The organism is Tepidimonas fonticaldi (assembly GCF_001675355.1).
GTDB classification, from domain to species: domain Bacteria; phylum Pseudomonadota; class Gammaproteobacteria; order Burkholderiales; family Burkholderiaceae_C; genus Tepidimonas; species Tepidimonas fonticaldi.
On sequence record NZ_LZDH01000005.1, the window covers coordinates 41,443 to 58,669 of the forward strand.

Annotated in this window: 19 protein-coding genes and 1 pseudogene; all 20 read right to left on the reverse strand. The window is 68.1% G+C overall.

Annotated elements, in window-relative coordinates; all coding sequences use genetic code 11:
- Window positions 1–74: 74 nt before the first annotated feature.
- Entirely contained in the window at window positions 75–626 is a 552-nt protein-coding gene (locus A9O67_RS01050; protein ID WP_197484389.1) for a hypothetical protein, read from the reverse strand.
- A complete protein-coding gene (gene gspD, locus A9O67_RS01055) occupies window positions 623–2,986 on the reverse strand; it encodes a type II secretion system secretin GspD (RefSeq protein WP_156682213.1) in 2,364 nt (787 codons plus the stop codon). The genes A9O67_RS01050 and gspD overlap by 4 nt, the downstream gene beginning before the upstream one ends.
- Before the next feature lie 62 nt (window positions 2,987–3,048).
- Window positions 3,049–3,783 (reverse strand): hypothetical protein, encoded by a 735-nt coding sequence (locus A9O67_RS01060; protein WP_068606515.1) that lies wholly within the window; start codon window positions 3,781–3,783, stop codon window positions 3,049–3,051.
- Entirely contained in the window at window positions 3,780–4,412 is a 633-nt protein-coding gene (gspM, locus tag A9O67_RS01065) for a type II secretion system protein GspM (RefSeq protein ID WP_082955258.1), read from the reverse strand. The genes A9O67_RS01060 and gspM overlap by 4 nt, the downstream gene beginning before the upstream one ends.
- Window positions 4,409–5,365, reverse strand: a complete 957-nt coding sequence (locus tag A9O67_RS01070; RefSeq protein ID WP_197484390.1) for a PilN domain-containing protein — start codon at window positions 5,363–5,365, stop codon at window positions 4,409–4,411. Before A9O67_RS01070 ends, gspM begins: the two co-directional genes overlap by 4 nt.
- A gap of 171 nt (window positions 5,366–5,536) precedes the next feature.
- Window positions 5,537–6,361, reverse strand: coding sequence for a hypothetical protein (locus A9O67_RS01075; RefSeq protein ID WP_156682215.1), 825 nt, complete (start codon window positions 6,359–6,361; stop codon window positions 5,537–5,539).
- Window positions 6,358–7,107: a prepilin-type N-terminal cleavage/methylation domain-containing protein gene (locus A9O67_RS01080; protein ID WP_068606523.1), complete on the reverse strand. Its 750-nt coding sequence runs from the start codon at window positions 7,105–7,107 to the stop codon at window positions 6,358–6,360. Before A9O67_RS01080 ends, A9O67_RS01075 begins: the two co-directional genes overlap by 4 nt.
- Window positions 7,104–7,574, reverse strand: a complete 471-nt coding sequence (locus A9O67_RS01085) for a prepilin-type N-terminal cleavage/methylation domain-containing protein (protein ID WP_082955259.1) — start codon at window positions 7,572–7,574, stop codon at window positions 7,104–7,106. Before A9O67_RS01085 ends, A9O67_RS01080 begins: the two co-directional genes overlap by 4 nt.
- On the reverse strand, window positions 7,571–8,047 hold the full coding sequence (locus A9O67_RS01090) for a pilus assembly FimT family protein (protein ID WP_068606527.1): 477 nt from the start codon (window positions 8,045–8,047) through the stop codon (window positions 7,571–7,573). The genes A9O67_RS01085 and A9O67_RS01090 overlap by 4 nt, the downstream gene beginning before the upstream one ends.
- Window positions 8,048–8,071: 24 nt before the next feature.
- Window positions 8,072–8,506 (reverse strand): type II secretion system major pseudopilin GspG, encoded by a 435-nt coding sequence (gspG, locus tag A9O67_RS01095; RefSeq protein ID WP_068606529.1) that lies wholly within the window; start codon window positions 8,504–8,506, stop codon window positions 8,072–8,074.
- A gap of 7 nt (window positions 8,507–8,513) precedes the next feature.
- On the reverse strand, window positions 8,514–9,779 hold the full coding sequence (locus tag A9O67_RS01100; RefSeq protein ID WP_068606532.1) for a type II secretion system F family protein: 1,266 nt from the start codon (window positions 9,777–9,779) through the stop codon (window positions 8,514–8,516).
- A complete protein-coding gene (gspE, locus tag A9O67_RS01105; protein WP_068606534.1) occupies window positions 9,772–11,481 on the reverse strand; it encodes a type II secretion system ATPase GspE in 1,710 nt (569 codons plus the stop codon). Before gspE ends, A9O67_RS01100 begins: the two co-directional genes overlap by 8 nt.
- A gap of 17 nt (window positions 11,482–11,498) precedes the next feature.
- Entirely contained in the window at window positions 11,499–12,266 is a 768-nt protein-coding gene (locus A9O67_RS13310) for a glycosyltransferase family 2 protein (RefSeq protein WP_197484391.1), read from the reverse strand.
- The gene (gene rfbC, locus A9O67_RS01110) at window positions 12,263–12,823 is read right to left on the reverse strand and encodes a dTDP-4-dehydrorhamnose 3,5-epimerase (RefSeq protein WP_068606536.1); all 561 of its coding nucleotides are present in this window, start codon (window positions 12,821–12,823) and stop codon (window positions 12,263–12,265) included. The genes A9O67_RS13310 and rfbC overlap by 4 nt, the downstream gene beginning before the upstream one ends.
- Before the next feature lie 4 nt (window positions 12,824–12,827).
- Entirely contained in the window at window positions 12,828–13,694 is an 867-nt protein-coding gene (gene rfbA / locus A9O67_RS01115; protein ID WP_068606538.1) for a glucose-1-phosphate thymidylyltransferase RfbA, read from the reverse strand.
- Between the two features lie 88 nt (window positions 13,695–13,782).
- Complete coding sequence (locus tag A9O67_RS01120) at window positions 13,783–14,334, reverse strand: FlgO family outer membrane protein (protein ID WP_068606540.1); 552 nt, start codon at window positions 14,332–14,334, stop codon at window positions 13,783–13,785.
- Entirely contained in the window at window positions 14,331–15,017 is a 687-nt protein-coding gene (locus A9O67_RS01125; protein WP_068606542.1) for a hypothetical protein, read from the reverse strand. Before A9O67_RS01125 ends, A9O67_RS01120 begins: the two co-directional genes overlap by 4 nt.
- Window positions 15,018–15,157: 140 nt before the next feature.
- A complete protein-coding gene (gene rfbD / locus A9O67_RS01130) occupies window positions 15,158–16,078 on the reverse strand; it encodes a dTDP-4-dehydrorhamnose reductase (RefSeq protein ID WP_068606544.1) in 921 nt (306 codons plus the stop codon).
- An 11-nt stretch (window positions 16,079–16,089) separates the two neighbouring features.
- The gene (locus A9O67_RS01135) at window positions 16,090–16,347 is read right to left on the reverse strand and encodes a DUF2442 domain-containing protein (protein WP_068606546.1); all 258 of its coding nucleotides are present in this window, start codon (window positions 16,345–16,347) and stop codon (window positions 16,090–16,092) included.
- Window positions 16,348–16,387: 40 nt separating this feature from the next.
- A pseudogene (locus A9O67_RS12825) lies at window positions 16,388–17,101 on the reverse strand (FkbM family methyltransferase); the annotation flags it as partial.
- Between the last annotated feature and the right edge of the window lie 126 nt (window positions 17,102–17,227).

Sequence of the window (17,227 nt, forward strand, 5' to 3'; positions counted from 1 at the left end):
AGCAGCCAGGCCCGACGTGGCGGTTTGTTGCGGCCATGCAACGCGGGTAAGCCCGGGGGTGGATGGATGGGGGGTCACAACTCCTCCAGCATCCACCATTGGTCGCCGTCGCGCACCCAGGTCTCTTGCACAAAGCCGCTGAAGGGGGCGCGCGCCGCCCCGGGCAGGGGCAGGCGGGGCTGGCTGGTGATTTCCAGCCGCACGGTGCAGCGCACGGGGGGCTCGGCACCGTCCAGCGGGCAGTCCACCTGGTGGACCCGGGCGCTGAGCCATTGCACCGGCACCGCTGCGCGGCGCACGGCGTACACGTCTGGCGTCACCAGGCGACGGTAGGCGGGGGAAGCCAGGGCGTAGGCGGCGGCGGCGTCTTGGCGCACGATCGCGTCGGCGCGCTGCTGGGCGCGCTGTTGCACGGTGGCCTGCGCTGCGGCGACGGGGTCGCGCGGGGGCGTGGCGCAGGCCGCCAGCAGGGCGGCGGCACAGGCGGCCCACGCCAAGGCCCACCGGGTGGCAGACCGGTGGACTGACCGGGCGGGCGCCTGGGGCCGGGGTGGCACGGTGGCGGCATGGTCAGCAAGGGGGGCAGTCATGGTCGTCGGTGCGTTGGAGAGGGTCATCACGGTCATGGGTTGGATGGGGCGGGCAGTGGCGGCAGTGTGGAGTGCAGCCCCGCGCCCAGCAGGGTTTGCATGCGTTGGCGCAGCTCGCGCGCGACCTCGGCGCTGTCGTCGGTGTTGCGCAGCACGCGCGGGGTGATGAGGACGAGCAGTTCCGTGCGGTTGGCGCTGCGGTTTTGGGCACCGAACAGCCAGCCAAACAGGGGGATGTCCTTGGCCACGGGCAGGCCGGCATTGCCGCTGGTGCTGTTGTCGCGGATGAGTCCGCCGAGCACCAGCGTCTCGCCGGTGCGCACGGCGACGCGGCTGCCGATTTGCCGCTGCAGGAAGGCGCGCTGGCCGGTGGCGGTGTCCACGGCGCCGACGTCGGTGACGGCCTGCTGCAGTTGCAGGGTGACCAGGTCGCCCGCGTTGACCGAGGGGGTGACGGTGAGGCTGACGCCCGTGTCCTTGTAGGTGATGCTGGTGGTGACGTTGCCGCCAGTGGTGACGGTTTCGGACGTGCGGACGGGCTGTTGGTTGCCCACGACGATGCTGGCGGTGTGGTTGTCCAGCACCATCAGGCTGGGGCTGGAGATGACTTTGATGAGCGACTTTTCGGCCAGGGCGTTGAGGACGGCGCGGATGTTGCCGTTGGCGCCCCGCAGGGTGTAGGTGAAGGCGCCCCGGGCGTCGCCCAGGTTGGCCAGGGCGTTGAGCACGCCGCTGCCGCTGTTGCTGCCGTGGCGGTCGGTAAAGAACCACTGGATGCCGTATTGCAGGTCGTCGACGAGTTGGACTTCGATGATGCTGGCTTCGATAAGGACCTGGGTGGGTGCAACGTCCAGCCGTTTGAGGGCCTGCTCCACCTGGCGGTATTGGCCGGCACTGCCCCAGACGAGGATGGCGTTGTTGTATTGGTCGGCCATGACGCGCAGGCCGCCCGTCAGGGTGACGGCGGGGCTGGTGCCTTGTTGGGCGGCCTGCCCCGCGACGGCGGGCAGCGAGGCGTAGTTGCCCGCGGGCGGGGCGCTGGCGGCGCTTTGCACGGTGGCGCCGGGGGCCACCCCCGTGGAGCCGCCCGGCGGGGTGGCGGGCGGCGCGGCACCAAACAGGCCGGCCAGCACGTCGGCCAGGTGGCGGGCGTTGCCGTTTTGCACGCGGTAGACAAAAAGCTGGCTGTCGCTGCTGCCCAGGCCGGGCAGGTCGAGCTTGGCAATCCATTCGCGGGCCAGGTCCAGGTATTCGGCCCGCGGGGTGACGATGACGACGGCATTGGCCCGCTCCAGCGGCAGCACGCGCACGGCGCCCAGCAGCGGGAAGGGGACGTTGGTGACCGCGTCGGTGGCGGCAGCGGCGTTGCCGGCAGGCGGCGGCGTGGGGCTGCCCGCGGCGGCAGCCGCCGGAGCGCGCCCTGCCCCGCCGGTGGTGGACAGCAGGCGCAGCGCGGCTTCCACATCGCGCGCACCGATGTGCTGCAGAGGGAAGACCCCGACGGACATGCCGCGCAGCAGGTCCACGTCGAAGGTTTGCACCAGGTCGAGCCAGCCGTCGAGCTGGCCCCGGGTGCCGGTGAGGACGAGCAGGTTGCGCAGCGCGTCCACGCGGGCGATGGCGGGGTCGGGCGCAAAGGGGCGCAGGATGGCGGCCATTTCGGCCGCGCCGATGTAGCGCAGCGGCACGACCAGAACGCCCTGCCCCGCCGGCAGGGGCGCGGTCGCCCCCAGGTCGCGCACGGCTACGCCGGGCACGACGGCGCGCAGTTGCTCGGCTTTGCCGACGTGGTAGGTGCCGGCGGCGTCGCGCAGCATTTGGTAGCCGTTGGCTTGCAGGGCCGCCTCGAGCAGCACCAGGGCACGCTCGGCACTGACCGGCTGCCCGGTGGAGAGGGTGACGCTGCCGTTGAGAGGGGGATGGACGACGTAGTTGACCTGCAGCAGCTCGCGCAGTATGGCGTGGACCACGTCGGCCAGGGGCGCCGCCTCGAAGCGCAGGGCGGTGTTGGCGCCCGCCACGGGGGCGGCCCGGTTGGGGCCGACGATGCGGTCGGTGCCGCGCAGGATGCGCTCGGCACCGGCGGGCTGCTGGGGGGCGCGGGCGGCGGGCGCAGCACCGTCCGCCGGGGCGTCGCCTGCCGGGGCCGAGACCGGGGCGCCGGCGGTGGCGTCGGGCACGGCGTCGGACGCGCCCGGCGCTGCCGGGGTGGCGCCCTGCGCGCTGGCAGCGGCCGTGGGCTGTGGGGGGATGGGGGGACGGGCCGTCGCGCAGGCTTGCAGGGCCAGTGCGCCCATGACGGCCAGGGCGGTCAGCCGCGGGCGCAGCGGCACGGCCCAGGGCCGCAGCCCGGTCGGCGGGTGCGGAACACAGGGAGAACAGGAAGAAGGCGACATGGCGTGCATTCGGATGAAGGGGCCCCGCTGGAGGGCCGAGGTTCTGTGGTGCCTGTTCTTGTTTATTGCAAGGGAGGCAGGCCGGCGGCGGCGCGGGCGCGGGCGCGCTCTTCCATCTCGCGCCGGGTGCGCTCGAGGACGGCCTGCAGGTTGGGCGGTAGGTTGTGGGCCGCAGGGGCCGCCCCCGGCGCCGGGGCTGCGGCAGCCGGCCGGGCGTTGGGGTTGGGCGCCCCCAAGGGGGCGACGGTCAGTGCGATGGTGCGGGTTTCGTCGCCGCGGGCGAACTGGGCTTGCAAGGCGTCCACGGACCGCAGCGTCCAGTCGCCCACGGTGGCCCCGACGGCCAGACGGCGGGTGCCGTCGGCCGTGCGGATGATGGCCATGGGATGTTCGCCGACGAGCGCACCGACGAGCGCCGCGCCCTCCAGGGGATCGGGCGGTTTGGCGGCTTCGGGCGGTGGCGGGGGCGGCGCCGGGCGCCGGTTGGGGACGAACAGGGGCCGCTCCAGCATGGCGGTGGTGCCGACGGCAGCGGATGCGAGCGGCGCCGGTGGCGGCGGCAGGACGGGCGCCACGGCGGCCGGCGGAACCCAGCGGGGCTGATGGAGGGTGACCGCACCCAGCGGATCGCGCAGGACGGCCCCCCAGTCGGCGTCCTGCACCCATACGCGCCAGGCCTGGGGGCCGGCGGTGGCGTGGCCGGCAGGCCGCAGCCACAACGCCGCCAGGCCAAGCGCGGCAGCAGCGGCGATGAGCGCGGCAAGCCGCGCGGCCGTCAGGGGTAGCCAGCGGGTCATGGTGCTTTTTGCCTCCAGACAGCCAGATTGAGCTGGAGCTTGAGCCGGGGGTTGCTGCTGGGCGGGGTCAGACCCGCTGGGCGGATGGCGATCTTGAGCACGCGGATGGCGGGGCGGCTGGATTGCAGTTTTTGCAGACCGGCGACGATGGCGGCCATGTCGCCTTCGGCCGTGAAGTTCAGGCCAATGCGCTGCAGGGGGCCGTCGTCCTGCGCGGGGGCGGCCTGACTGGCCTCGATGCTGAGGCCGGCCTCCTCCAGCGCGGTGCGGGCGCGTTGTAGGGCTTCGTTGGCAACGGCACCGGGGTCGGTGGCAGCGACATAGAGGCGCTGCTCCAGCGCCGCCTGGGCGGCCTGGGCCAGATCGGCCAGGGGGGCGGCTTGCTGCTGCAGGCCCAACAGGCGGGCGTAGCGCGGAGCCAGGTCCTGCAGGGCTGCGGTGACTTGGCGGTGCTTGTCGTACACATACACCCCAAGCAGTGCCGCGGGTACCACCAGCACGGCCAGCCAGGGAAGCACCCACAGGGCAGGCAGCCAGCGCTGGCGGGCGGGCGCGCGCGGGGCACGGCCCGGTTGCGCGGCAACCGCAGCAGCGGTGGCTGGGGGGGTGGCAACAGGGGGTGGCGTCATGGCTGGGCGGGGGCGCCCGGGGCTGCGGGCGGGGCTAACGGTACCGGGGCGAAGCGGATTTCGATGAAATACGACTCTTTGCCCAACCCGGTGACTTTGGTGGCCGGGCGGCTGGCGGTAACGGCGGCCACCCCCGGCTGGTCGCCCAGGCGGCGCATGAGGGCGGCGGCGTTGGGGGTCAGCCCCTGCAGGCGGAGGGTGTCGCCTTCCTGCTCGAGGTCGCTGACGTGGGTGTCGTCGGGCAGCTGGGCCGTGATCCAGTCCAGCAGGGCAACGGGGTCGCGCAGGGCCGCGGTGGTGCGGTCGAAGGCGTCGATGTGTTCCATGGCGACGGTAAGCTGCTGCCGGCTGGCCAGGGCCGGCGCCGCTTGCTGCTGCAGTTGGGCCCACTGCGCCTGGGCGTCGATGGCCCGCTGGCGCAGTTGCCAACTGGGGGTGACGGCCAGGGCGGCCACGGCGGCCAACGCCAGCAGCCAGGCTGCCGCATTGAGCGCGGCGCGGGTGTTGCGCCACCGGTGCATGGCGCGCTGGGCCGGGGTGGGCAGCGGGACCCAGCGATCGGTGGCGGGCGGCAGTTCCACCCACAGCAGGCGGCGGCTGCCGGTTTGCCAATGCTGGGGGTGGCGTTGCTGCAGCAACCGGCGAGAGGCCCACAGCGCGTGCACCTGTCGCCCCCCGTCGGCGGGTTGATCGGCCCACAGGAACAGGGTGTCGTCGGGTGGAAAGGGGCTTTCGAGCCGTCCGCGCAGGGCCACCGCGGCGCGGTGGGCGTCGTCGTCGGTGCCGGGTTGCCACCAGGTGCGACGCAGCAGCAGGTCGTCGGCCACGGGGTCGGCGTGCCAGCGCCGGATGCCCCACAGCCGCCAGGAACGGGGGGCCAAGCCCGGGCAGGCACGGCCGGTGGCGTCGTACAGACGGGCGGGGCCGGCTGCCTGGGGGGGGAGTTCGACCACGGTGGGGGGGCGCAGCCACGAGGCGATGCGACGCCCCCCGCGCTGCCAGGCACGCGACAGCCCGCGCAACAGGGGCGAGGACGCCCACAGGCCACTGCCGCCACGGGTGGCAGCTGCGGCCTGGGGTTGGGGGGCAGTGATATCACCCGGGTTTGGCATAACCTTGGAAGTTTAGCCGGAAGGCACCCATCGGACCGTTTGCCGCAGCAGACGCCACGGCGAACGGTCGGCCATTGGTGCGCCTTGAACGAGCATCCACGTCACTTGGAACGTGCCGTCTTCGGTCTGCACGTGGGCGACGGCTTTCCAGCGGTTGCCAGGGGTCTGGCGAATCCACGGCGCGGGTATGGTGGACAGGTCCCCATCGGTCTGCATGGACCTGGCGCGCGCCCAGGCCGCCGCACGGCCTGCGTCACCCTGCGCCAAGACGATGAGCAGGCTGTCATCCACCGCCTGGGGGTCGAGGGCGGGGTCGTCGCTGTCCACGGTCAGCAGGGATTGCACCGCCATCCAGACCGGAAACGGCAGGCCGGGACGGGTGAGCAGGTCCTCGACCGCGTCGTAGGCGGGACGGCCGGACAGTGCCGGGTCGGCCCGGGTTTGCACGATGGCGGCCGCCCAGCGCGCGGCCGCGTCTGACGGGAGCCCCCCAGCGTGGGCTAGGACGGCCTGGAGCAAGTCCTGCGGCGCGCGGTTGATGTCGATGGCCGCTTGGGCCGTGGACCAGTCGATTTGGACAGGCGTGTCCAGCACAGTCACCGTCCAGCGCTGTCGCGCAGGTGGCGACCCACCGCCCCACGGGTGGGCCGCCAGAACGTGGACGAGGGCCGCTTGGGCGGCGGCCGTGGCGTTTAGGCGGGCGACGTCGGCTTGGCGCAGGCGGGCCTCGCTGCGCACCCAGGCGGACAGTCCGAGGGCGGCCCCGGACAACGCCGCGAGCATCCACAGGACGGCGACCAGGGCCATGCCACGGGCGCAGCCAGTGCGGCCAGTCATCGCGCCCTCCCACGTACGGGAGTACCGCCCACCACAGCCTGCGACAGGCCGCCGGCGCTGGGTACCGTGGGGAAGATGGTGGCCAGCAGAGGCGGCCAATGGCCGTGGCGATCCGTAATCTGCAGCCGGATGGCCTGGGGCAGATCGTTGGCGTCAGCAGGCCAGTCGGCGCGCCAATCGGCATCCCAGGGTCGATCGGGCGGCCAACCGGATGGCCGCTCGCCGCGCACCTGGATGACCAGTTCCGTAACGTCTTCGGCCAAGATTTCGGCTGCGGCAGCCGACCAGTCGAGGAACCCCGCGGGAGCGGTATTGGCGGCGGTCAGCGGCATCCACGGGCGATGGCGCAGCACGAGGTGCCGACGGGCAGGGGCGGAGGCGTCCGGCTCGAGCGCGAGGCGGAACTCGGTCCGCCCACCCATGGCCGGACGGGCGGGCATGATGCCGATCCATTGCAGTTCGTGCGGCGCGATCTGGTAGCGCAGGCGCGCGGCAGTGGCCGCAGCCCCGGGGTCGGCAGATCGGTATTCGTCCCGCACGACGGCGCCAGTGACGGTACGCAAAAACGCCCCCACCGCCACCATGGTCTCGACCCGCTGGGACTGGCGCAGAACCCGCTCTTGCGTGTCGCCCAAGGCGCGCAAGGCCCCCCCCAGACCGACGGCCAAAAGGGAAAAGAGCACGAGGGCGACGAGGACTTCGACGAGGGTGAAGCCCCACGTGCGCCGATACCGTGCGCCCCTCATGGCGTACCTTGCCCCGCGGTGGGAGCCAAGCGCCAGGTGACGACGCTGATCTGGCGTCGCCCATCACCCCACCAGACGGTGTAGCGCAGGGCCTGCGGGCGAACGGGCGGCGGCGCGGCTGCCGTGGCGCCCGCGCCGCCGGGGGCGACGTCTGGCCCAAGCAGTTGCGGTTGGGGGACATCGGTAACGGGCTCAATGCGCCAAGCGAGATCGCCGCTCGCCCCCTGCTGTGGCACGGGGTATGGCAGCCGGTCTGGCGGGGTTTGCAGCAAGCCTTCGAGCAAAAGTGTGGCCTTGTGCCGCTGCAACAGATCGGCCGCTTTGCTGGCGCCATCACCCAGGCTGCGGTAGATGAGCGCAATGGATACGCCCATGATGACGATGGCGACCAGCATTTCGAGCAAGGAAAAGCCGTGAACCGCCACGGGGCGACGGCCCAGGGCTGCTGGGACGTGCACGGTTGTCATGGAAGGATGGCTTGCTGGGCCAAGCGCCCGGTCAACCAGTCGACGCGCAGGCGGGTGCCGGTTTGCGGCGCGCGCAAAATGTCGATGGTGCCCCCGGTGCCACCGCCGTCTGGCATGAACACTACGCCCAGCCAGGGAGCGGGCACCGCGCCTTCCGCCACGTCAACCCGGATTTGTACGGATGGGGGCCAGGCGGCGGACCAGGCGGGCTGAGGCGCAGGCGCCTGCCAGAGACCATGGCGGCGCTCCTGCAAATCGAGCACCAAGGCGGTGGGCCGTGCGGTGCGGGTGGCTTGCTGGCGCGCGGACTGCAGTCCGTCGGCAATGGCATCCACCGCTTTGCGATAGGCCGCAGCGGCTTGCCAACGGTCGTACACAAAAGGGACCGTGGCCGAGATGGCCGCGACGATGGTCATCACGACAAGCAGCTCGATGAGCGTGAAGCCGCGCCGCCAGTTGGCACGATGGGTCATGACCTGCCCCAGCCACCCCTGCTATCAGGGTGCATTGCGGATGTCCGCGTCCTCGCCTTCGCCACCGGGGGCCCCGTCCGCGCCGAACGAGACGATTTCGACCTTGCCGCCCTGCGCGGTGTACCGGTAGGGCCGACCCCAAGGGTCCTGGGGGACTTCGCCCTTGATATAGGGACCATTCCACGACGGCAAGCCCGAGGGGGCCTTGACGAGGGCAGCCAAACCTTCGTCGGTGGTGGGGTAGCGACCGATGTCCAGTTTGAAGAGATCGAGGCCTTTTTCCAGATCGGCAATCTGGACGGCGGCGGTCTTACTTTTGGCACCACCAAGCTGGTTGAGGAAGCGCGGACCGACCAAGCCCGCCAGCAGAGTCAGGATGACCAGGACGACCAGCAGCTCGACAAGAGTGAAGCCACGGTGCACAGGATGCACACGAGTGTTCATGGGTATCATTTTCATCGAAAAATTATAGCGCCAGATCATTTACGGCCAGAATGCCGAGCAAGATGGAAACGATGATGCCGGCAATGAGCGCGCCAAGGAGCAGGATGAGAAGCGGCTCGAGGACCGTCAACAAACGCTGCATGCGGGCTTGGACCTCGCGTTCGAGGATCTGGGCGACTTCTTGCCACATGGGGCCAAGGCGGCCGGTTTCCTCCCCCACCCGCACGAGGTTGATGACCAATGGGTCAAAAAAGTTCAGGTTCTGCAATGTATCAGCCATGCGCCGACCGGCTTTGATGTCGGCGGTGACGGCTGTGATGCGCTGGCGATCCGCAGGGTTGCCAAAGGCATCGGTGGCAATGCCCAGAGCAGCGACCAAGTTGACGCCACTGTCAAGCAGCGTACCCAAGGTGCGGGCAAAGACAGCTTGCTGGTACCGTGTGCGCAGGGGACCAACCAGGGGCAAGCGGTACTGTGCCACACGCCACGCGGCGCGGCCCGAGTCGCTGCGCAAGTAGGTCAGCACCCCTGCCACGATAACCGTGATGGCCAATCCCCACACGATGGCGTTGTCGGTCAACGAGGTACTCAGCCCCATCATGAACCGGGTGGCCAGGGGCAGCCGGTCGCCCAACTCGCCAAAGACGTCGCGAAACTGCGGTACGACGTACAGCAGCATGACGAGCAGGGAGAGCAGGCTGACGATCAGCAAGATTGCGGGATAGGTGGCTGCCGCGACCGCGCGCTCGCGCAGGGTGCGCACCCGTTCCTGGTGCTCTTGCACCCGCGCCAGTGCATCGCCCAAGTGGCCACTGGCCTCGCCAGCGCGGACCAGGTTGACGAAAAAGTCGTCAAAAAACCGCGGGTGTCGTGCGAGGGCCCGGCTGAACGCGTGTCCGGCCTTGATGTCCTCCAGCAGTCGTTGGTTGACGTCTGCCAGTTGCGGATGGGGGGCCATGGCACCCAACAGACGCAGCGCCCGATCGAGCGACAGACCGGCCTTGAGCATGGTGGCGAGTTCGGCCGTGTAGGCGCCGATGTCGGCCGCGCGCGGGGACGAGCGCCCCAAGAAGCGCTGCCATCGCGCAGGCAGCCGCGTGGTCTGCTGGGGCGGTAACGCTGGCACGGCCGGGGAACCGGCGCCCCCGATGGGTGCAGCAGACAGCTCACGGGCCAAGATGCCCTGCCCCCTGAGTTGTCGAAGGGCCGAGCCTTCGTCCCACGCTTGCAGGTGCCCCTCGCAACTGCGCCCCGAGGCATCGATGCCGCGGTACCAGAAGTCAGGCATCGGACTGGTCCTCGGTGACGCGCAGCACTTCGTCCAGGCTGGTTTCGCCCGACGCGACTTTGCGCAAGCCGTCGTCCCGAAGGGTGAGCATGCCCGCCTGGACCGCCTGGGCATGCAGCCGGGCGGCATCGGCCCCATCGAGAATGCTGCGACGCAGCGCGTCGTCGAGCATCAGCAGTTCATGCACGCCCGTGCGCCCCAGATAGCCTGTCCCACGGCACTGGTCGCACCCCACCGGGCGATAGATGGGTTGTCCCGCTGCCAAAAACCTGTCCAAACCCGTGTCCTGCAGAGCCCGCGGGGTGGGTGTTTGCGGCGCCTTGCAGGCTGGACATAGGCGACGCACCAGCCGTTGGGAGAGCACCCCGATGACGCTGGAGGTGATGAGGTAACGCTCGATGCCCATGTCCTGGAGCCGGATGACGGCCCCTGCAGCCGTGTTGGTGTGCAGGGTGGACAAAACGAGGTGGCCGGTCAACGCCGACTGCACGGCGATCTGCGCGGTTTCGGCGTCCCGCATCTCGCCGATCATGATGATGTCGGGGTCTTGTCGCAAAATGGCCCGGAGGGTCCGCGCGAAGGTCAAACCAATGGCCGAGTGCACCTGGATCTGGTTGATACCAGGCAACTGATACTCGACGGGGTCTTCGACCGTGATGATTTTGTGTGCGTCGGCATCGATCTTGGCGAGCGCAGCGTAGAGCGTGGTGGTTTTGCCCGAGCCGGTGGGGCCGGTGACGAGGAGGATGCCATGCGGACGCTCGACAAGGGCACGAAAGTGCGCCAAAGTATCCGGCGCAAAACCCATCTGGTCGAGTTCGAAGCGCACAGAGGACCGGTCGAGAACGCGCATGACGACACTTTCCCCATGAACGGTGGGTGCAGTCGATACGCGCAGATCGAGGTCCCTGCCCTTGACGCGTGAACGGATTCGGCCATCCTGGGGCAGCCTGCGCTCGGCGATGTCGAGGTGGGCCATCAATTTGACGCGGGAAGTGACGGCCGCAGCGAGAGCTGACGGAAGGACCTCGTGGGTGGCGATGACGCCGTCGACCCGGTAGCGCACGTGCAGTCCGTCTTCGAACGGCTCGAGATGGATATCCGACGCGCGCATGTCGACCACGCGGCCTACGATTTGGTTGACCTTGCGGATGACCGGGGCTTCACTGGCCAAATCCTTGAGATGCTCGACGAATTCGCTGGCGTCCGCATCGTCGCCTTGTCCCTGGGTTTGCTCCCCGTCGTCCACCGTGCCTAGGCCTTGCAGGGCTTTTTCGATGTCGGCTTCGAGGGCAATGCGCGGCTCAATTTGCAAACCCGTGGCCAGTTGCAACGCCTTGACGACAAAGCCATCTTGCGGATTGGCGAGCGCAACGGTCAAGACCTGCCCCTCCAGCGCCAAGGGATATATCAGTTGGGAGCGCTGAAATTCGGGTAAAAGACCCGGCACTTCCGGAGGAAATGGGGGAAACTGGTCCAGGGCAATGGACGGGATGTGCAGCTGCTCGCTCAGTGCATCGAGGACGTCGACATCGGTGACGAGGCCCAAGCGGACCAAAACCTGTCCGATGAGGTAACCCGGGGTCTCGCGCTGGGCGGCCAGGGCCCGTTCGAGATCACGGGCCTGGAGTTTGCCGCGCTCGACCAGAATATGTCCGAGCGGCGGCCGTGCTGCCGCCACCGCGGAAGGGCCCGAACCCATGGATGCAAGCGGGTTGTTCATTGAGTACCCCTCCAGAGGTATTTCCAGAACGTCTTGGAAGTCCACAGCCGCGCAAAGCCCGCCAGATGCCAGCCCAAGTGCCTGATGTGACGGCGACTGCGCCGATGAGCAACGTGGGCCACCTGCGAACCTGCGGCATGGCGCAGAACAAAGCCGAACAACTGTAACCGCAGACAAAACTCCACGTCTTCGACGTACAGGCGGTAACGCTCGTCAAACCCACCCAGGCGCGCGTACACCTCCCCTCTGACGACGAAGCAAGCACCGTTGACCCAGTCAGGTCGGGAAACGGGCTTGTCGGTTACCCCCCGCGCATGGGATGCCAGCCTGCGCAACAGCTGGGGCAGCGTCGGGAGGCGTCGGGCATGGTCCTGTACCTGACCGGCGGTGTCGACCTGTGTAGGATAAGCCAGCCCCACGACTGGATCGGCGAAAGCAGCCAACAGAGGCACGGAAGGGTCGCACACCCAGTCGATGTCTGGGTTCAAGATCCACCAGTAAGTCGGTGCCCGGCCCGCGGCAACACATTCGGCCTGAAAAGCACGATTGTGGTTGCGCGCGTAGGACTGCGAATGCGGGTTGCACACGATGCGCAGGTCGAATGGCCATGGGGTCTGCATCAGCACACTTTGCACCGCGGGGTCCGGGATGTCGAACGTGAGCCAAACGCGATCGATAACCGCCTGCACACACGCCAATCGTTGCAGCAGTGTGGGCAAATACCCACCGTGTCCGTGGGAGACGATGGATACCGAGAGGCTCATTCCGAAAGATCGGCCTGCGCCAGCGCACGACCGGCTTGGTCCTTGGCCGACAGCAGCGGGGCCATGCCCAACGACGGCCATTCGATGCCGATCGTCGGGTCATCCCACCGGATGCAGCGCTCCGACTCGGGCGCGTAGTAGTCGGTGGCCTTGTAGAGAAAGTCGGCGCTGTCGGTCAACGTCAGAAAGCCGTGCGCCAGCCCGGGCGGGATCCAGAGTTGGCGGTGGTTGGACTCACTCAACTCCACCCCCACCCACCGGCCAAAGGTCGGCGAGCCGCGCCGGATGTCCACCGCCACATCGAAAACCGCCCCGCGCGCCACACGCACGAGCTTGCCCTGCGCGTGCGGCGGCAGCTGGTAGTGCAGCCCCCGCAGCACGCCGCGGCGGCTGCGGCTGTGGTTGTCCTGCACGAAGGCGATGCCGCTGAGCCCAGTGGCCTGTTCGAAGTCGCGCTGGTGGAAGCTCTCGAAGAAAAAGCCACGCGCGTCCCCAAAGACTTTGGGCTCGAGGATCAGCACGCCGGGGATGGCGGTCGGGGTGACGGTGTACGGCATGGGCTTATCGCAACAGGCTCAACAGGTACTGGCCGTAGCCGTTTTTGACCAGGGGCTGGGCCAGCCGATGCAGTTGCTCCGCATCGATCCAGCCCTGGCGCCAGGCGATCTCCTCCGGACAGGCGATCTTGAGGCCCTGGCGCCGCTCCAGCGTGGCGATGAACTGCCCCGCATCCAGCAGGCTGTCGTGGGTGCCGGTGTCCAGCCAGGCGTAGCCGCGCTGCATGATCTGCACGTTGAGCTGGCCGCGCTCCAGATAGGCTTGGTTGACGGAGGTGATCTCCAGCTCGCCGCGGGCGCTGGGTCGGACCGCCCGCGCAATATCCACCACCTGCTCGTCGTAGAAATACAGCCCGGTGACGGCGTAGGGGCTTTTGGGGGCCCGGGGTTTTTCTTCGATGCTGATCGCACGGCCCTGCGCGTCGAACTCCACGACGCCATAACGCTCGGGATCGTGCACATGGTAGGCAAACACCGTGGCACCCGTGGTTTGCGCATCGGCGGCGTGCAGCAGGGGCTGGAAGTCGTGCCCGTAGAAGATGTTGTCGCCCAGCACCAGCGCGCTGGGGTGCCCGGCCACGAAGTCCGCACCGATCAGAAAGGCCTGCGCCAGCCCGTCGGGGCTGGGCTGCACGGCGTACTGCAAATTCATGCCCCACTGGCTGCCGTCGCCGAGCAACTGGGCAAAGCGCGGCGTGTCCTGCGGCGTGCTGATGACGAGCACGTCGCGAATGCCCGCCAGCATCAGCGTGCTGAGCGGGTAGTAGACCATGGGCTTGTCGTACACCGGCAGCAACTGCTTGCTGACGGCCAGCGTGGCCGGGTGCAAGCGGGTGCCGGAGCCGCCGGCCAGGATGATGCCTTTGCGCATGAGCAGAAGCCGCCCGACCCGGGAGGATCAGGCGGTGATGATTGAACGAAGAAACCCGCCCCCATGCGGCGCAAGGGGCGGCTGGCCGTCAGTAGTCGCCCGTGGGCTTGCGCACCAGGCGCTGGACGTCGCGATCCATCGGCAGGGCGTAATCATAGCCCCTCAGGATCTGGCCGGTTTCCGATCGCACCAGCTTGACGTTGACGTACACATACTGGCCAGCGACCGAATAGGTGCCGACCAGCACCGCCGTGGCCTGATGCACCCGGGCGATGTCCTTGATCTCGCGCGACAGCAGCAGCTCGCCGGTTTGCTCGCGCACGAACACGTCGCCGCGCAGCTTCATTTCGCGCACATCGATCCCAGCGGCCGCCGCCGCGGAGCTGTACTGCTCCGACAGCGTGCGCCCCAGCGGCGAGGACACGCGCAGGTCGTTGACATCGACAATGGTGGCCACCAGCAGCGGCGACGCCTGGGCCGCGGGCAGCCCCGCCAGCAGCTTGGCCATCGCATCGCGGTTGGCCTGCAGAAACGGGTGCGCAGCTGCCTGCTCGTACGTCGGCAGGGTGGCTTTGGGCTGCGCCGAACACCCGACCAGGGCCACGGCCGCCGCCATGGCAAACGCAGCGAAGGCTCTCATTGGGACACCACCTTGAATTCGCGGGACGCGGGGCCGCGCACGACCTGGAACAGGGTGGCGTCGCTGTCCTCGACGTAGTACACGTCGGTGTTGCGCACGAGGTAACGGTCGCCCTGCATGATGGTGGTGGTCAAAATGACCTCGGTGTGGGTGGGCCCGCCCGTGTACTGGCTGCGGGCCACGTCGGCGATCACGGCGTAGCCCAACCCGCCCACCATGGCCGCGTCGGGGTGCGCATGGACGCCCAGGTAGTGCGCCACGTAGACGCCAGAGGTGATGGCCGTGAAGAGACCCGGAATGAAGTGCGGACGGTCGCTGTTGTGGCGCACCACCTGCGCTTGGTAGCTGACCTTGATGGGGGCGTCGTCGCGTTCGACGACCGTCTTGCCCTCGTTGACCAAGCGGGTGATCAGCAGCTCGCGGAAGGCCCGGTCGAACGCGGTGGGCGACGCCGGCAGGCCGACCTGAAGGGCGGCGCCTGCCGCGGGGGTCTGGCCCAGCCGCGTCAGCGTGTTGGACACCACATGGCCCGCCACGGCGTCCCAGTGCCCGGCGGAGCGGACTTTTTTCTGCGCGGTGTACGGAAAATTCTCGGCCACAGGAATGGGCGCATGGGTGCACCCCCCCAAGCCCACGAGCAGACTGCCCGCCAGCGCGGCGTAGGCTGTTTTGAATCGGTTCAAGGGACCTCCTGTGCGCGATGGTCTTCGACTTGTGTTGCGGCGACGGTAGCACGCGTCCCCCCGAGCGTCAAGGCAAACGCCGGCTGCGCGCGCCAGGCGTCGCGATTTCCCCAACAGCGGCGTGCCCCCTGGCACCCCGATCAGGGCAGCGGCAGCGATTCGACCCACCGCTGCACCCCGGCCTGCCAGGCTGGCAGATGCAGGCCGAAGGTGCGCTGCAGGCGGGTGGTGTCCAGCCGCGAATTGTGCGGGCGCCGCGCCGGCGTCGGGAAAGCGCTGGTGGGCACGGGGTCGATGGCCGAGACGCGCCAGCCCGCGTCCGGCCAGCGGCGGCGGGCCGCCTCGATGACATGACAGGCGTAGCCGTGCCATGTGGTCACCCCGGCCGCCGCGAGGTGGTAGGTGCCGCTGCCCTGCCCCGTGGCAAGCACCTGCCGCAGCGCGTGGGCGGTGACATCGGCAATCAAATCCGCCCCCGTGGGCGCGCCCCATTGGTCGTCCACCACGGTCAGGCGTTCGCGCTCGCGCGCCAGGCGCAGCATGGTGCGGGCGAAGTTTCCGCCGCGCACGCCGTACACCCACTGGGTGCGCAGGATGAGGTGCCGGCAGCCGCTGGCGCGGATGGCGTCCTCGCCCGCGAGTTTGGTGTGGCCGTAGGTGTTGAGCGGCCCGGTTGCGTCGCCTTCGGCCCACGGCCGCTCCCCACTGCCGTCAAAGACGTAGTCGGTGCTGTAGTGCACCAGCCACGCCCCGCAGGCCGCCGCCGCCTCGGCCAGCGCACCGGGGGCCTGGGCATTGGTGCGGTGGGCCCGTTCCGGCTCGCTCTCCGCTTTGTCCACGGCGGTGTAGGCCGCGGCATTGACGATGGCGGCCGGCTGCAGTGCCGCCACGGTGCGACGCAGGCCGTCCAGATCCGTCAGGTCGCCGCACAGCGCAGCATCGTGCCCCGGCCAGCGGCCGCCCGCACGGTCCAGGGCGATGACGTCCCCCAAGACGGCCAGGCTGCGCTGCAGTTCCCAGCCGACCTGGCCGTTTTTGCCCAGCAACAGGATACGCGGCATCGGAAGTGTCATCATGCAGCCTGACGCGCTTGGGCCTCGAGCAGTTGCAGCAGAAACTCCGGCGCCAGATCGGCGCCGTTGGCCCAGACCACCGTTCCAGCCATCTCGTCATGCCGGGCCGTGGCAAACAACGCTGGGTCCTTCAAGGGCTCGAACATCTCGCCCCACAGCTCGCCGGCCAAGGACAGCTCGCCGGCCATGCCGTTGTTGAAGCGGACGAACAGACGGTGTCCCGGCCGCGGCTCGACATGCGTGGTGTGCAAAAACATGAAATATCCAAGAGGACCGGGGGATTAACCAGACTTCATCTCACGCTCGCAAGCTTGCCAAATATTTCTTCTGCGCCCCCGGAGAAATAGCCCCTCGCCTTTCCAACAACATTACGCATCGGAGAGCCAAATCTACGGACCGATAGCAATAATGCGCAACAATCGCCAGATGTTTGAGCTGCTCATCATCCATTAATTCCGGCCGAGAAAAGTCTCGCACATAAACCAAATCTGCCTCCAGCAACTGATTGAGAGGCTGACGGGGATTATTGTTCACAACACAGGGAGCAATCGGCCACTGCTTTACAGCAGCAAAACAATGAGGAATAAATCCCTGCTTTCTTAGCTCCAAATCAATCTCACCCAACGGAGGCTGATCTTTATAAAGCGTCACAAAGGATACCTCAACCTGGATCGCAACCGCCCGACTTAGCTTACTCTTCCCGAACTGAAAAACCAACAGCTCAGACCCTTGAATATCGATTTTCAAAAAATCCAAGAAATCGATTTCTCGAACGTCATCCAAAGCTACCGTGGGGATTTCAACCCTACGGACAACTTCGGCCAGCGGCTTGAGAACCTCAAAAAGCTCGAGCACCGTAAAATCCGGATCTAAAAGACTCGTCATACCGGACGCACGGCAAATTTTTAACGCGCGAACGCTACCATCCCCGATCGCATAAGGAAGATACCGCTCGTTAGGGCCGCTTCTTTTTTGCAACTCATCAAAAGCGTCCATCTGCGGCTCAAAACCTGTTAGGGAACCTCTGCACTACCCCGCCCACTCGTTCGTGGCGACGAGTTCAGGGTCAATATCGTTTCGTAGGATGGGATCGAAACAGATGCTGAACGGTTCTTGGGCTCCAGCAAGCCCCTTCGT

Coding starts and splice junctions, on each gene's coding strand:
- A9O67_RS01050 (WP_197484389.1), bottom strand. CDS start 626: ATGACCGTGATGACCCTCTCCAACGCACCGACGACCATGACTGCCCCC.
- rfbC (WP_068606536.1), bottom strand. CDS start 12,823: ATGCCGTACACCGTCACCCCGACCGCCATCCCCGGCGTGCTGATCCTC.
- A9O67_RS01135 (WP_068606546.1), bottom strand. CDS start 16,347: ATGTTTTTGCACACCACGCATGTCGAGCCGCGGCCGGGACACCGTCTG.
- A9O67_RS13310 (WP_197484391.1), bottom strand. CDS start 12,266: ATGAGCCTCTCGGTATCCATCGTCTCCCACGGACACGGTGGGTATTTG.
- A9O67_RS01085 (WP_082955259.1), bottom strand. CDS start 7,574: ATGACAACCGTGCACGTCCCAGCAGCCCTGGGCCGTCGCCCCGTGGCG.
- gspE (WP_068606534.1), bottom strand. CDS start 11,481: ATGGGTTCGGGCCCTTCCGCGGTGGCGGCAGCACGGCCGCCGCTCGGA.
- A9O67_RS01080 (WP_068606523.1), bottom strand. CDS start 7,107: ATGAGGGGCGCACGGTATCGGCGCACGTGGGGCTTCACCCTCGTCGAA.
- A9O67_RS01075 (WP_156682215.1), bottom strand. CDS start 6,361: ATGACTGGCCGCACTGGCTGCGCCCGTGGCATGGCCCTGGTCGCCGTC.
- A9O67_RS01120 (WP_068606540.1), bottom strand. CDS start 14,334: ATGAGAGCCTTCGCTGCGTTTGCCATGGCGGCGGCCGTGGCCCTGGTC.
- rfbD (WP_068606544.1), bottom strand. CDS start 16,078: ATGCCGCGTATCCTGTTGCTGGGCAAAAACGGCCAGGTCGGCTGGGAA.
- A9O67_RS01100 (WP_068606532.1), bottom strand. CDS start 9,779: ATGCCTGACTTCTGGTACCGCGGCATCGATGCCTCGGGGCGCAGTTGC.
- gspG (WP_068606529.1), bottom strand. CDS start 8,506: ATGAAAATGATACCCATGAACACTCGTGTGCATCCTGTGCACCGTGGC.
- gspM (WP_082955258.1), bottom strand. CDS start 4,412: ATGACGCCACCCCCTGTTGCCACCCCCCCAGCCACCGCTGCTGCGGTT.
- rfbA (WP_068606538.1), bottom strand. CDS start 13,694: ATGCGCAAAGGCATCATCCTGGCCGGCGGCTCCGGCACCCGCTTGCAC.
- gspD (WP_156682213.1), bottom strand. CDS start 2,986: ATGTCGCCTTCTTCCTGTTCTCCCTGTGTTCCGCACCCGCCGACCGGG.
- A9O67_RS01060 (WP_068606515.1), bottom strand. CDS start 3,783: ATGACCCGCTGGCTACCCCTGACGGCCGCGCGGCTTGCCGCGCTCATC.
- A9O67_RS01090 (WP_068606527.1), bottom strand. CDS start 8,047: ATGACCCATCGTGCCAACTGGCGGCGCGGCTTCACGCTCATCGAGCTG.